The sequence below is a fragment of the Cellulosilyticum lentocellum DSM 5427 genome, from assembly GCF_000178835.2.
GTDB classification, from domain to species: Bacteria; Bacillota; Clostridia; order Lachnospirales; family Cellulosilyticaceae; genus Cellulosilyticum; species Cellulosilyticum lentocellum.
Map to the genome: position 1 here is coordinate 1878784 of NC_015275.1, position 14303 is coordinate 1893086.

At 32.1% G+C, this 14303-nt stretch carries 13 protein-coding genes; 8 read left to right on the forward strand and 5 right to left on the reverse strand.

What is annotated here, in order from left to right; translation table 11 throughout:
- The first annotated feature begins 90 nt into the window (after positions 1–90).
- The 7 genes from CLOLE_RS08500 (at position 91) to CLOLE_RS08530 (ending at position 7675) form a co-directional block, all read left to right on the forward strand.
- Positions 91–1452, forward strand: a complete 1362-nt coding sequence (locus tag CLOLE_RS08500) for an NCS2 family permease (protein ID WP_013656690.1) — start codon at positions 91–93, stop codon at positions 1450–1452.
- 211 nt (positions 1453–1663) lie between these two features.
- On the forward strand, positions 1664–2191 hold the full coding sequence (locus CLOLE_RS08505) for a hypothetical protein (RefSeq protein WP_050794675.1): 528 nt from the start codon (positions 1664–1666) through the stop codon (positions 2189–2191).
- A 171-nt stretch (positions 2192–2362) separates the two neighbouring features.
- On the forward strand, positions 2363–2998 hold the full coding sequence (locus CLOLE_RS08510) for an SGNH/GDSL hydrolase family protein (protein WP_013656692.1): 636 nt from the start codon (positions 2363–2365) through the stop codon (positions 2996–2998).
- Positions 2999–3097: 99 nt separating this feature from the next.
- Entirely contained in the window at positions 3098–4387 is a 1290-nt protein-coding gene (locus tag CLOLE_RS08515; protein WP_013656693.1) for a S1C family serine protease, read from the forward strand.
- A 97-nt stretch (positions 4388–4484) separates the two neighbouring features.
- Complete coding sequence (locus CLOLE_RS08520) at positions 4485–5162, forward strand: response regulator transcription factor (RefSeq protein WP_013656694.1); 678 nt, start codon at positions 4485–4487, stop codon at positions 5160–5162.
- Positions 5149–6603, forward strand: a complete 1455-nt coding sequence (locus CLOLE_RS08525) for a sensor histidine kinase (RefSeq protein ID WP_013656695.1) — start codon at positions 5149–5151, stop codon at positions 6601–6603. The genes CLOLE_RS08520 and CLOLE_RS08525 overlap by 14 nt, the downstream gene beginning before the upstream one ends.
- A gap of 79 nt (positions 6604–6682) precedes the next feature.
- Positions 6683–7675: a peptidyl-prolyl cis-trans isomerase gene (locus CLOLE_RS08530; protein ID WP_013656696.1), complete on the forward strand. Its 993-nt coding sequence runs from the start codon at positions 6683–6685 to the stop codon at positions 7673–7675.
- 74 nt (positions 7676–7749) lie between these two features.
- On the opposite strand, the gene CLOLE_RS08535 is transcribed toward CLOLE_RS08530, so the two are convergent.
- Together CLOLE_RS08535 and CLOLE_RS08540 are read right to left on the reverse strand one after the other, a co-directional pair.
- Positions 7750–9324 (reverse strand): flotillin family protein, encoded by a 1575-nt coding sequence (locus tag CLOLE_RS08535; protein ID WP_013656697.1) that lies wholly within the window; start codon positions 9322–9324, stop codon positions 7750–7752.
- 95 nt (positions 9325–9419) lie between these two features.
- Positions 9420–9959: an NfeD family protein gene (locus CLOLE_RS08540; RefSeq protein ID WP_013656698.1), complete on the reverse strand. Its 540-nt coding sequence runs from the start codon at positions 9957–9959 to the stop codon at positions 9420–9422.
- Positions 9960–10227: 268 nt separating this feature from the next.
- Between CLOLE_RS08540 and murI the strand changes: the two genes are divergently transcribed.
- A complete protein-coding gene (gene murI, locus CLOLE_RS08545) occupies positions 10228–10989 on the forward strand; it encodes a glutamate racemase (RefSeq protein WP_013656699.1) in 762 nt (253 codons plus the stop codon).
- Positions 10990–11045: 56 nt separating this feature from the next.
- On the opposite strand, the gene CLOLE_RS08550 is transcribed toward murI, so the two are convergent.
- From CLOLE_RS08550 to CLOLE_RS08560, 3 genes are all read right to left on the reverse strand, one after another.
- The gene (locus CLOLE_RS08550) at positions 11046–12209 is read right to left on the reverse strand and encodes a hypothetical protein (RefSeq protein WP_013656700.1); all 1164 of its coding nucleotides are present in this window, start codon (positions 12207–12209) and stop codon (positions 11046–11048) included.
- Positions 12210–12394: 185 nt separating this feature from the next.
- The gene (locus CLOLE_RS08555) at positions 12395–13420 is read right to left on the reverse strand and encodes an HD-GYP domain-containing protein (protein ID WP_013656701.1); all 1026 of its coding nucleotides are present in this window, start codon (positions 13418–13420) and stop codon (positions 12395–12397) included.
- A 202-nt stretch (positions 13421–13622) separates the two neighbouring features.
- Entirely contained in the window at positions 13623–14174 is a 552-nt protein-coding gene (locus CLOLE_RS08560) for a hypothetical protein (RefSeq protein ID WP_013656702.1), read from the reverse strand.
- Positions 14175–14303: the final 129 nt, after the last annotated feature.

Below are 14303 nucleotides of genomic sequence, written 5' to 3' on the forward strand. Positions count from 1 at the left end.
TGTTCGAAAAAACTATTGACCTTACTTATAAATTTAGGTATGATAAGCGAGGACAAACCGGTTGACATAAACGATATTTCAGGAGGCAACATGGAATTCTTTAAATTAAAACAAAATCATACGACAGTTAAAAAAGAGATTGTAGCAGGAATTACTACATTCATGACTATGGCATATATTTTAGCCGTTAATCCCGATATTCTAAGTGCAGCAGGGATGAATAAACAAGGTGTGTTTGTGGCCACTGTGTTAGCATCTGTATTAGCTACTGTACTAATGGGGTTATGTGCTAATTATCCTTTTGGGTTAGCACCAGGTATGGGACTAAATGCCTTTTTTGCTTACACGGTTGTTATTAAAATGGGTTACTCATGGCAGTTTGCATTAGCAGCAGTATTTGTAGAAGGTTTGATTTTTATTTTGCTTACATTATGTAATGTAAGAGAGGCACTTTTCAATGCCATTCCAAAATGTATGAAATACTCTGTAAGTGCAGGGATTGGGTTATTTATTGCTTTTATTGGACTTAAAAATGCAGGCGTAGTAGTAGCAGATGACTCTACATTTGTAGCCTTAGGAAGTATGATTACACCACAAACAGTATTATGTATGTTAGGTGTAGTATTAACAGTAGTTTTAATGAAGCGTAATATAAAAGGGGCTATGCTCATTGGTATTTTAGGTACATGGGTACTAGGAATTTTAGCACAATTAATAGGATGGTATGTGGTAGACCCAGCTATTGGGCAATATTCGCTTATTCCGAGCTTCTCATCACAAGGTTCATTATTTGCAGGTTTTGGTGAAGTAGCTTTTAAATTTCCTAGAATGACAGAAATCTTTGGTAGTGCAGAAAGTATTTTTAATTTTATTATCGTTGTATTCTCATTTTTATTCGTAGATTTATTTGATACTTTAGGTACGCTTATGGGTGTAGCTACTAAAGCTGGCTATTTAAATGAAAAAGGAGAATTACCTCGTATTAAACAAGCATTCTTTGCAGATGCTATTGGAACATCAGTTGGAGCACTTTTAGGAACATCAACAGTCACTACATTTGTTGAAAGTACAGCAGGCGTTATGGAGGGTGGACGTACAGGACTTACGGCAATCTCTACAGGCGTATGCTTTGCATTAGCGCTCTTCTTATCACCTATTTTCTTAGCGATTCCAAGCTTTGCTACAGCACCAGCTTTAATTGTAGTAGGTGTCCTTATGTTAGATGGTATTTTAAAAGTAGATTTCTCAGACATCACAGAAGCACTTCCAGCATTCTTAACAATGGCAATGATGCCATTTACAGCTAGCATTGCAGAAGGAATTATTTTTGGTGGTATTTCTTATGTGCTTATCAAGATGTTTACAGGTAGAAGAAAAGAAATTAGTGTGATGATGTATATCTTAGCTATCTTATTTGTATTAAAATTAGTGCTTACTTCAGTAGTGCATTAAAAGATCTTTTTACTCTAAGAAAAATAACTGTTTAAATTTTTGAAATTTAAACAGTTATTTTTTTAGTTTAATTGATTTAAGTAAAATGATAGTTAAACCGATATAAATAAGGAATATATGATAACAGTACATAGTAAACTAAAAGAAATTTGTATTTTTATAGTTATCATGATAAAATATAGAAGATTGGCAATATAAAGCGAGAAGGGGGATGGCTGTGAGTAATGAGGAGTTTATGCTAAGAATTATGGAAGAATTTAATAGCATAAAGAATTACGAGCAAAAGAGGGGGTTTTTAGAAGATCTTAATTATCATGTAGGACAAATCAAGTATTTTTATGACGAACTAACACCAAATCAAACAGGGGATCCTTCTACAACCTTTTATAGACCAAAGCAATTGCCCAAGGTACATCAAATTGCATATTTTAATTTAACGAGAGGATTTCCAAAAGAATTATATGGTGGACATTGGTGTTATATTTTTAAATATTTTAAAACTAAATTTGTAATTATACCAACTACATCAGTTAAAGCAGATTCATTACCACCAGATAAAGAATTTCAGATGGATATTGAGGTAAAAAATTTTACGAATCATTACATAACGAGGTTACAAATAGGTGATATGAGAACAGTAGATATTCAAAGGCTTTATCCAGCAAAAGGGTTTTATGATGTTATTACAGACCAAGAACTTATTATAGACAACATAAGTAGAATCTTATTAGAAGAGTAATACTTCAATATAAAAGTAAGAACATACTAATATACTGTAAAATGATACTGCTATGCACTTAAAGTGTATGGCAGTTATTTTTATCATGAAATCAGAAGAAATGGTTAGTCTTTATTTTGATAAAGTATTGTATTATAATTTAAATATTACAGAATAAATGGAGGAAGCTAAATGATTAATACTACTATCGTAGGATATGGAGAAGTTACATCCCCCAGCATTAAAACTTACATAGATCGATTGGAACAGTATCTAGCAACCTATTATCCAGCTATTTCTTGGCGTATCTACGACATAAGCTTAAAGAAATGCACATTGGGTGATTTAAAACAACATTTAAAGGAAAAAGTCTTGAACTATCATCCTAATATTATTTTTATTAGACTTTCTTCTCAAGATATAGATATTGAGCGTACTGATTTTGTAGGTAAAGAGCGTTTAGAGATTTATTTAAGGGATTTATTAGAGGAAATTGTAACTCATAATAATAGGACAGGTTTAAATAATTGTGTACCAATTCCAGTTATCATTACACCACCACTTATTCATGAAAAACCAGGTAAAAAAGGACGTACTAATAACCGTTTAAAGCAATATATTTATGCACTTAAGAGTGTTACTTTAGCAAAAGGTGGTATTGTGATTGATCTATGTGAGGAAATTAGCAAAAAGGTGAATAAAGAAAAGTATATTTTAGAAGAAGGGTATGGATTAACACAAGAAGGTGAAAACTTATTATATGATTTAGTTTTTGTAGAATTAACTAAGCTCATTGATTATCAAGGTGTATTAAAAAACAGACGGTAAATTCAATATTTTTTCAGTGAATCTTCAAAAAACCTATCACTTAAGACCTTTATCATGTACTTAAATAAAACATAAGCAAGACCTAAGGAGGTTTTAAAAATGAGTGAATGGAACAATGATTATGAAGAACAAGTTAATGAACAAATAATAGAAGAAACTAAAGAAAGTAGTGAGAAAGTAAAAGAAGAGGTACCATTAAGTGAAGCTATTCCAGTAATGCCTAGTTCTAAAGAGGAAAAACCTAAAAAGAAACATAAAGTAGGCAAAGGCATTTTACTAACTACAATAGTAGCACTAGCTTCTTTTGGAGGTGGTAGTTTATATACTTCATACCAATGGATGGAAAAATATGAAGCATCTAATGCAGCTAGTAAAGAACAATCAAACGCAGGTACTCAGACGACTATTGTACCAACTTCTGTTACAAGTGCTGGGGTAAGTGTTTCTGATGTGGCTAAGAAAGCTGCTGATTCAGTAGTAGAGATTTCAACAGAAGTAGTAGCAACAGACCAATTCTTTGGACAGTTCGTTACACAAGGAGCTGGAAGTGGCGTTGTTTTAACAGAAGATGGATATATTATTACTAATAATCATGTGATTGATGGTGCTAAGAAAATTACTGTGCGTTTAACAAATGGTAATGAATATACTGCTAAGCTTATTGGAACGGACACACAAACAGATGTAGCAGTTATTAAAATTGATACACAAAATGAAAAACTTCAAGCTGCCGAGTTGGGAGATTCAGATCAACTTATTGTAGGGGAGCCAGCAATAGCTATTGGTAATCCTTTAGGAGAATTAGGTGGTACGGTAACAAATGGTATTATTAGTGCTTTAGACAGAGAAATTACTATTAGTGGACGTAGTATGAGATTATTACAAACCAACGCAGCTATTAATCCTGGTAACTCTGGTGGTGGCTTATTTAATAGTCAAGGTCAATTAGTAGGACTAGTAGTGGCTAAATCTTCAGGTTCTGATGTAGAAGGATTAGGGTTTGCTATTCCTGTTAATAAGGTAAAAGAAATAGCAGACTCACTCGTTCAGAATGGTTATGTATCAGGTCGTCCAGCTTTAGGTGTTAAAGTAGTAGATGTAGATTCATGGCAAACAGCAATGCAATATAACTTAAATCAAACAGGTGTATATGTTGCAGAACTTACAGAAGGTGGTAATGCAGCAGCAGCAGGACTTAAGGTAGGGGATTTCATTGTAGGTATTGAAGATACACAGGTTTCAAGTACAAGTGATATTTCTAATATCTTATCTGGTAATAAAGTAGGTGATATTGTTAAAGTGACTATTTCTAGAAATGGTAAGTTTGTTAATGTACAGCTGAAATTGTCTGAATTAAAACCCGTACAACAAACAGCAAGTGAAAATTAAATCATTAAAATAGTCTTAAGGATACAATAAAAAGGTGACAATAGTCGCCTTTTTATTGTATCTACCTTATGCTAAAATAAGTAAAAAGGAGGCCGTTATGTATAAGCTATTAGTTGTAGATGATGAAAAAATGATTAGAGAACTCATTAAAAAATATGCTACTTTTGAAGGTCATGAGGTGACAGAAGCAGAAGATGGCATGGAAGCAATAGAAAAGTGTAAAATGAATCAATTTGATTTAATTATTATGGATGTAATGATGCCGGAGTTAGATGGTTTTTCAGCATGTAGAGAAATTAGAAAATTTACTGATACACCGGTTTTAATGCTTTCTGCTAGAGGAGAGGAATATGATCGTATTCATGGGTTTGAAATTGGAGTAGATGATTATGTGGTAAAACCTTTTTCGCCTAAAGAACTCATGATGCGTGTTAATGCCATTATAAAAAGAGGTAAGGTAAAAGAGGAAGCAGCAAGTAAGGATGTTGTTTGTTTTCAAGGATTAAAGGTAGATTTTGATGCACGTCTTGTTAGTATTGATGGAAAAAATGTAGAGATGACACCTAAAGAATATGAGCTTTTCTTCTATATGGTAAGAAATAGGGGAATTGCATTATCTAGAGAAAATTTGATTAGTAATGTATGGGGCTATGATTATTACGGAGATGATCGTACATTAGACACACATATTAAATTACTTCGTAAAAGTTTAGGAGAATACGCACGTCTTATTGTTACATTAAGAGGAGTGGGGTATCGCTTTGAGGAAAAATAGATGGAGTATTAGATGGCAACTGTTTGGTTATTTAGTAGCTTTTGTAGCAGGGTTACTAGTAGTGTTATGGCTTTTTCAAGTTGTTTTTCTAGAGGAATTTTATAAGAAAATTAAAATTAATGAAGTAAAAGAAGTAGGACAAAAAATTGAAGCGAATATAGATAAGGATTATCTGGTGGAATTATTAGATAATTTGGCTATAAGAAAGCAACTCTGTATTGTTCTAACGAATGCTGATGGAGAGGTATTGTATAAAAGAGATGAACTAACCAATAGTAGCATTTACCATATGACGAATTTTGAATATTATCTAGCAGGACTTAATGCTGAAAAGAGAGGGGGACAACTCCTTTATTATTTCAATTATCGTGAATTTGCTAAAAGCCTAGAAAAGAAAAATAACATATTAGAGCAAGTGCCAGCAGGGCTTAGAAATAAGGACGATTCAGTTATTTATACACGTCTATTAAATAGTCAAACAGGTAATCAATATATTGTTTTAATTAATAGTTTAATCGCACCTGTAGATGCTACGGTAAGTACTATTAGAAAACAGTTGGTGTATGTAAGTTTAATCATGCTTATTCTTGCATTCTTATTAGCTATTTTGATTGCTAAAAAAGTTGCAAGGCCTATTATTCAAATTAATGCAAAGGCAAAGCAACTAGCAGTAGGAGATGAGGCCATTGTATTTGAGGAAAAAGGATATAAAGAGATTGCAGAGCTTTCAGGCACTTTAAGTTATGCTTCAGTAGAACTTACGAAGACAGAAAAACTAAGAAGAGAATTGATTGCCAATGTTTCTCATGATTTAAGAACGCCTCTTACTTTGATAACAGGTTATGCAGAATTGATGCGTGATTTACCTACAGAAAATACACCTGAGAATGTACAAGTCATTGTAGATGAAGCTAAACGTTTAACACAACTTGTCAATGATATGTTAGATTTATCTAAACTTCAAGCAGGAACCAGTCAGTTAGAAAAAGTTACTTTTAATTTGACGAAACAAATCAATGAACTATTATTACGTTATAATACTTTAACGGCTCAAGAGGGTTATACCATTGACTTTATCTATGATGAAGAAATATGGGTGAATGGAGATGAGCTGAAGTTATCACAAGTAATCTATAATCTGATTAATAATGCTATTAACTATACAGGGTCAGATAAGCATGTCATAGTTAAACAGCATGTAACCAATGACCAAGTAAGAATAGAGGTTATTGATACTGGAGAAGGTATTAGTGAGGAATATTTGCCATATATTTGGGAAAGATATTATAAGGTAGACAAAACACATAAAAGAGCAACCGTGGGAACAGGCCTAGGTTTGTCTATTGTAAAAACTATATTAGATGCCCATGAAGCTCATTATGGTGTTACAAGTAATATAGGAGAGGGTAGTACATTCTGGTTCGAAATCAAGCTTGCTTAATATTCAGCTGATGTTCACCTCACTGTCACAAAAAAAGGATAAGCTATTATTAAAGCATATCAGACATAGGAGGACGTCAATGAAGTTACTAAAAAAGGGAATAGTATTATTAATGGTAGGGCTTTTAGGTTTTGGAGTAGTAGGTTGCAGTAAAGTAGCAGACAATTCTCAAACCAATAATAAAACAGAAGATGTTGTTATTGCTACAGTTGGTGATGGGAAGGTTACTAAAAAAGCCCTAGATCAACAACTAGTTTATCTTGATAGCTTGATGCAATGGCAATATGGTGAAGATTATGAGTCAAATGAAGAGGCTATGAATTATTATAATGAACAAAAACGTTTAATGGTAGATTATTTAGTTGAAATACAGCTTATTATTAGTAAAGCCCAAGAATATGATGTTAATGTTACAGCAGATGATGTAGATGAAGAGTTAGAACTACTTAAATCAGATTATGATACAGAAGCAGCTTTTGAGGAAGCACTCACAACAAGTGGTATGTCTTTAGAAGAACTTAAACAAATGCTCAAAGAAGATTTGATTGTTAACCAAGTCGTTACGGCTTCTACAAAAGATATTACTGTAAGTGATGAAGAAATAAAAACTTACTATGATGGTAATATTGATAGTTTCAAAACAGAAGCAGGAGCGACTATGTCTCATATTTTAGTAGCTACAGAAGAAGAAGCAAAAGAAATCAAAGCTAAGTATGACAAAGGAACAAGCTTTGAAGATTTAGCAGAAGAGTATGGTACTGATGCTACTAAAAGTCAAGGTGGCTTATTAGAATATATTCCTTATAATAGCACCAAGTATGATGCAGACTTCTTAGCAAGTGCAAAACAGCTTGATGAAGGAGAAGTATCAGAACCAGTTAAAACACAAAATGGTTGGCATTTAATTAAAGTAACCGATGTCAATAAAGAAGAGCGAATTAAGTCTTATGATGAAGTGAAAGATGAAATTAAGGAACAACTTTTAATACAAAAACAAAATGAAGTAGTAGAGAAAAAAGTAAAAGAATGGAAAGAATCAACGAATATTGTTATTAATGAAGACTTAATTTAATTAACATTATTAAAGGGTATAGGAAATCAATGAGTTGATTTCCTATACCCTTTAATAATGTTATAAAGATAATTTTATTCTACCTTAGAGGTGGTTGGAATAGGGGATTCAAGGAAAGGACCACCTACATGTTTCATATCCAAATTAACATTTTTATTAACAGTAGCATCATAAGTGTGTGCCTTCATGGCATCTGTTAAGTCAAAACCAGTCATTTCTTTTACAGATTCAATAACAGTAGTCATGGTACTAGCAACAGTTCTTGCTACATTAGTGGCACCTTGGCTGTCACCACCACCATCCATAACAATAATTTTTTCAATACGTGACATTGGCTCAGCTATGCTCTTGGCAATATCAGGAAGAATTTGAACTAACATTTCCATCTTACCAGCATCAGTATATTTAGCATATGCTTCAGCTTTCTTTTCCATAGCTTCAGCTTCGGCGAGACCTTGCATTTTAATAGCATCTGCTTCAGCTAGACCTTTTTGACGAATAACTTCAGCTTCAGCAAGACCTTGGATTTTGGTTTTTTCAGCTTCAGCTAATGCACTTAAACGAACGGCTTCAGCGCGAGCCTGAGCATCTGCAATTTCTCTGTATTTTAATGCTTCAGCATCTAATAGTTCTTTAGCTTTATGAGCTTCTGCAGGTTTAATGATTGTTTCAAGTAATTCTTTTTCTTTACGAGCAGCTTTTTTCTCAGCAAGTTCGATGTTTTTTTGCTCAGCTACAATAGAAATTTGGATTTTTTCTGCTTCTACATCTTTTAAACGTTGTTGTTTTAGAACTTCAGCATCCATTTGAGTGTCAGTCATAATTTTTTGAGTAATATTTTGTTGGATATTATAAGCTGCATCCGACTCAGCCTTAGCTGTAAACTGTTCTTTTTCGAAGTTAAGTTGTTTAATATTCTTTATTTTATTAGCTTCAGCAATAGCAGTTTGCGCTTCAATAGAAGCTGTTTCTCCAAGACGTTGTGCTTCAGAAGTTTTAATTTGAGTTTCTTTATTAGCCTCAGCTACAGCAATCTGAGCATTTTTCTTAACCTCTGCAATACGTGCTTCACCCAGAGCTTTTAAGTAACCATTGTTATCAGAGATATCTTTGATGGTTAAAGTTTTGATTTCAAGTCCCATTTCAGCAAGATCAGTTCCAGCTACTTCATGAACCTTAGAACCAAAGCTTTCACGATCATTATAAATTTCTTCTACTGTAAGTTTAGAAATAATCTCGCGTAATTTACCTTCTAGTACTTCTCTAGAAACATCACTAATAGTTTGAACGGTTTGAGCTTCCTTGGCAGCATTAAACTGCTCAATAGCTGCTAAAATAGAATTTCTATCATTGCGAACTTTGATAACAGCAACACCATCTGTGTTAATTGGTACCCCTTGACTAGTCATAGCACCGTTGGTCTTAACATCTAATTTCATACTTTCTAAAGAAATGGTATCCATTCGCTCAAAAAGAGGAATAACAATACCACCACCACCGGTGATGACACGTTTCTTAAGACCGGTAACGACGGCTGCTTTATCTTGTGGAATTTTTTTCCACATACTCAAGATAATAGCAACGATTAAAATAATAGCGATAATAATACCAATAATACCTACTGGTAATGATGAAAAAACTTCTGGCATAGCCTCACCCTTTCATAATATGTATATATCTAAAGTATACTTTAAGATATACAAGTGTAAAGAAAATTAGTGAAAAATTAATATTTAATAAAAGCTTATTTCATGAGTTCATTAGATAAAAAATACGTAGGTGAATCAGAAACAATTAGAATATGCTTCTTAATGTCTAATACTTTAACAATAGTACCTTCTTGAATAGGCGTTGCACTTTGTGCGGAATAGGAGATTTTACCGTGTTTCGTATTTAAAGCCACACTTCCAGTGCCTCCTTCAAAAATAGTAACAATAACCTTACCTTCCATGCCAATTAAATCAGCATCAGTTAAAGCATCACTATCTACTTTTTTTAGATGAGCGATAAGTGTTTTGGTTAAATAGCAAAGCAAACAGCCAGTTAAAATGGCACCAATTAGATGAAAAGAAGTTTTGTCAAAGAGCGTATACCCCATGCCGCCGAAGCCTACTAAAAAGGCACAAATTTCTAAGGGGGTGATAGGTAAAATGCCAGGAAGTGCATCAAAACTTAAGTCAAAATAACTAAGTCCTTGAAACAAATCACTTAGTCCATCTAAGATGAAACTAATAAATAAGCATATTAGACCAAAGCCTAGAGCATATAGGTAAATAGTTGACATGTAACATCCTCCTTACAAATAAGTTGTAAGAATATTATATTATATTATTGTGAATAAGTAAAACGAATCTGATACTATTTAATTTTATTGTTTGAATATTATTTTATATTTTTAATAGTTAAAAACTATAGTAGATGCTCTAATTCCTTGACAAACTTTAGAATCAATCTTATATTTTTTATAGATTGATGCAGAGGAAAGTATTAACAACAATTAGCAAATCGTTTAAAATAGAAAAGATACTACAAGAGATGGAAGTGTGATAAGGATGAAGGTTGGAATATTTGACTCAGGAGTAGGTGGCATTACAGTTCTAAAGACAGCCCTAAAACTCCTACCACAAGTAGATTATATTTATTACTCAGATAATAATCATGTACCCTATGGTACAAAAACTAAAGAAGAAGTTTTAGGCTATGTAAATGATGTCGTAGCCTTTTTAATAAGTCAACAGGTAGATGCCATTGTTATTGCATGTAATACAGCGACAAGTATTGCAGTAAAAACTTTACGAAGTCGATATCCTGTTCCTATTATTGGGATGGAGCCAGCTGTGAAGTTAGCATTCAATCATCACTCAGATGGGAAGGTGTTAGTAACAGCTACTTCTCTTACTTTAAAAGAAGAGAAGTTTAAGAATTTGGTAAATCGTTTAGGAGAAGAAGAACGTGTCTGCACATTGGCTTTACCGGAACTAGTTACTTTTGCAGAAGCCTTTATGTTTGACGAAGCACAAATCAAAGCTTATTTTAAAGAAAAATTAAAGGACTATCCGTTAGAAGAGATTGTGGCAATTGTACTAGGATGTACTCATTTCGTTTATTTCAAGAAAATATTAAAAGAATGTTTACCACCACATATTACTGTATATGATGGGAATGAAGGCACTATACGTCATTTAAAAGAATTAATAGATAGTGAAAAAGTAATGCATATTAGGAAAGAACCTGAAGTAACCTTTTATTACTCAGGTAAAAGGTGTGAATCTAAAGAACTGCTTAACAAATACTTAGATATAATAGAAGTTTGATTAATATGAAAGGCACTATAAGTAGGTGGCTTATAAAGAACCTACTTATAGTGCTTTTAAAAATGAGTAGTTTTGCTTTTTGTCAAATTTTTGGGACGATATAAAGCATAAATAAGATTGAAAAAGAATAGGATAATGCCATAATTGATAAAGGAAGTAACTTTAATATTGGTAGCATAAAATTTAACAATCTCTAATATACCAGATAAGATTAAGCAAAGAATACCTACGAGTAATCCCTGACTTAAGGGGTGCTTCTTATAAATCAATAAGGCAATGAATATAATCATTAATAACAAGTTACCACCAAGAAGAAGATGATAAGCTGGTAACAATTCAAAAAAGTTAGCTTTATCCATATACTGCAAAATAATAGCGACAATGTAAAAAACAATAGCAGGTAAGACACTTATAAAGCAATAGAGTTTTAAAGAATGTTTAGATACAATTTGATAGAAGAATAACCAAAGAGGAATAGCACTAGCATAAAAGCAAAGATATTCTAAATGATGAATAAAAGCTAGATTCTGTGTAAATAATTGCAAGCACTTAGTGTTACATAGTAACCAAATAGAATAAATAATGGCAAATATACCTAAAAATACAAAGCTTAAATAAGGTTGTTTTTGGAATTTCAAGTAAAGACTAGCCAATAAACAGACTATACCTGTAAGTAAAAACCAACTATTTAAATAAATAGTTTCAGCAGAGTCAAAGAGGAGCGTCTCCGTTAGATTTTTTTCAGTTAAAGTAATTGGAAAGATATAATTAGTGATACGGTCAAAACTATGAATATATTGAATATGTAAGGTTTTATAAGCATAATCCTTTGGCAGAGGAAATACGAGAAGTCCACTACCTACTTCTAGATTACCGCTTGTATTAATATTACCGTCATACGTATAAAGAAGTTCATTATCTAGAAAAATTTTTACATGCTGTAAAAAGATTTTAGTACGAAGGTAAGGTTGCTTTATGGAAGTAGTAGGTAAAGTAGTATAGAGATCTACCGTATCGCCCTTATGATAATAACAATCAACGTGAGTAGGGATGGAAAGAGAAACAGGAGACTTTCCATTTAAACTATAGTACCAGTTATAAGTTAAAGGTACTGCTTGTTCATGCTTAGTTGATTGATTTTGCAAGATACTTAAACTTATAAATCCAAATAAAAATAAAAAACTAACACAAATAATAGTTACATGTGGCTTATGTTTCAAAGAGAGTCACATCCTTTGGCTCAAAATATATATCATAGTATAATTAGTTATCATTCTATATGACATAAGTTATTTTTTCAAGCTAAATGAGAAGAAGAGCCTATTAATTTGCTAACTAGCAAATTAATAGGCTCTTCTTCTTAATAATACAGCTATATTTTACTGTAAAGAGTAGGTCGTCTTATTTATTTTATAGCCATAATATCAATTTCATTATGTTCATATAAATTAATAAAACGATCATTAATTTTAATAATAGGACGGTAAAGACATTGTGGATTAACAAAAACAACTTCTCCAATTTCTCCTGTATTCAAGATAACAAAGGTACCAACATAATAGGTAGCTATATTAGTACAGAAAGTTAAAAGAAGTTTAGGATCAAATTGAGGAAGTAGATCTAATAATAGGATTTTAAGTGTATCAAATATATGATGTTTGTGACGGAGTAAGTCATAGGTATCAGCAAGCCCCAATATCTTACCTAATAAATTAATATAAGGTGAGGAAATATGAACTGGGAAACCGCTGCCATCACAATGTTCATGATGAGCTAAAATGGCTTTTGGGATAATAGGATCTAAATCCTTGAGTTTACTTACAAGGTTATAACTATAAATAGGATGCTTTTCATATTCAGCTTGCTCATCAGCATTTCTGGTAAAAGAAGAATCAAAAGGATCAAATGAAAGGTTAAGCAGACCAATATCGTGTAATAAACCGGCTTTAATGGCAGAGGCTATAAGATGGTTATCTAAGTTACACCAACGGCAAATAAGCATAGAGATAAAAGCTACATTTAAGCTATGATTATAGGTGTTACAGTCTAATTGTTCAATAAGGTTAGTACAACCTAAGAGACTATAATTAGCAGTAAAGTCGGTGGGTAAATCTTGACATAACGCTTCAAAGTCACTAATATCCAATAAGCTTGTATCTTTTTGATCCATTTGATTAACAACAGCCATTAAGGCAGAACTATACTTTTTATAGTTTTCAATTGTTTCTACAGGAAGATTCCATACTTTATTGAAAGAATCTAAATAAACCCATATATCTGTATGAACAAAGTTTTGAATATTTTTAATATGCTCCGGTGTGAGTTCTTGATTTTGACCTACAATAGTAGTACCAGTTTTTAAATCAATAATAGGTCCTGAAGTAATCATACCTGGAATACATTTTGAAATAGGCACAATAATTTTTTGCATAACGTAAGCCCCCTTGTCAGTTACTTTTAATTTTATATCGACCAAATAGATAAGAAAAGTAAGAAAATAGAGCAAATAATAACTTAAATACAGAAAAATTGTATATCGTTATAGTGTGCTATGGTGCTATTTGCAAAATCTCTTCAATAATGATAAACTAATATGACGAAAATAAATCTGATTACTAGTAAGATTTAGCTTCTTAGGTGCAGTGTTCTTTAAAATCATAAACAAGTGTGATAAAATCTTCTGCTGTTGGAGCTAGGAAAAAAGCAGGGCTATTTTTTTGCTTTTTAAAAGGAATATATAGAATAAAATAATAAAGGTTAATAAGGATGATATTACAATCCTGGATTAAGTCAGTTCTAGCATTTTTAGAAAGCTTATTAAATGTATGTAAGTAACATTTCTTTAAAAGTTTTAAGTTGAGTTTTGTTTTGGGTAAATGAAAGACGGATAAAGCTTCAGGATAGGAGTGTGCTAAATCATTAAAAAGAACTGACCTATTTGTATAAGGTATAGTTGGTAGATAGTCAAATATATAAGCTTGTAAGTAAGAAGATGAATGTCTAGAACTTTCTAGAATAAAGATAAAAGATTGAATGGACTTAATGAGTTCGTTATAAGAGGTTGAATGGATTTTGCAACCTCGCTGCTCATAGAAACTCCATTTTTCTAAGACATTAAAGTAACTATGGGTTAAAAAATTAGAGTAGATGTTATAGGTAGGTAGTGTTTTAGAATAGACATACATAAACATTCCCCCTTTTAATAACTTTCTTAACGACTTCTTTATATTTATTATATAGCAGAATAAAAAGAATGAGAAGTTATTAATATAAAAATATAAATAAGACTAATCAAATGGAAAATCATCATGAGG

What these genes read in the sequence shown, in the direction of transcription:
- CLOLE_RS08520 (WP_013656694.1), top strand. Translation starts at nt 4,485, where the DNA reads ATGTATAAGCTATTAGTTGTAGATGATGAAAAAATGATTAGAGAACTC.
- CLOLE_RS08540 (WP_013656698.1), bottom strand. Translation starts at nt 9,959, where the DNA reads ATGTCAACTATTTACCTATATGCTCTAGGCTTTGGTCTAATATGCTTA.
- CLOLE_RS08555 (WP_013656701.1), bottom strand. Translation starts at nt 13,420, where the DNA reads ATGCAAAAAATTATTGTGCCTATTTCAAAATGTATTCCAGGTATGATT.
- CLOLE_RS08515 (WP_013656693.1), top strand. Translation starts at nt 3,098, where the DNA reads ATGAGTGAATGGAACAATGATTATGAAGAACAAGTTAATGAACAAATA.
- CLOLE_RS08530 (WP_013656696.1), top strand. Translation starts at nt 6,683, where the DNA reads ATGAAGTTACTAAAAAAGGGAATAGTATTATTAATGGTAGGGCTTTTA.
- CLOLE_RS08535 (WP_013656697.1), bottom strand. Translation starts at nt 9,324, where the DNA reads ATGCCAGAAGTTTTTTCATCATTACCAGTAGGTATTATTGGTATTATT.
- murI (WP_013656699.1), top strand. Translation starts at nt 10,228, where the DNA reads ATGAAGGTTGGAATATTTGACTCAGGAGTAGGTGGCATTACAGTTCTA.
- CLOLE_RS08505 (WP_050794675.1), top strand. Translation starts at nt 1,664, where the DNA reads ATGGCTGTGAGTAATGAGGAGTTTATGCTAAGAATTATGGAAGAATTT.
- CLOLE_RS08560 (WP_013656702.1), bottom strand. Translation starts at nt 14,174, where the DNA reads ATGTATGTCTATTCTAAAACACTACCTACCTATAACATCTACTCTAAT.
- CLOLE_RS08500 (WP_013656690.1), top strand. Translation starts at nt 91, where the DNA reads ATGGAATTCTTTAAATTAAAACAAAATCATACGACAGTTAAAAAAGAG.
- CLOLE_RS08510 (WP_013656692.1), top strand. Translation starts at nt 2,363, where the DNA reads ATGATTAATACTACTATCGTAGGATATGGAGAAGTTACATCCCCCAGC.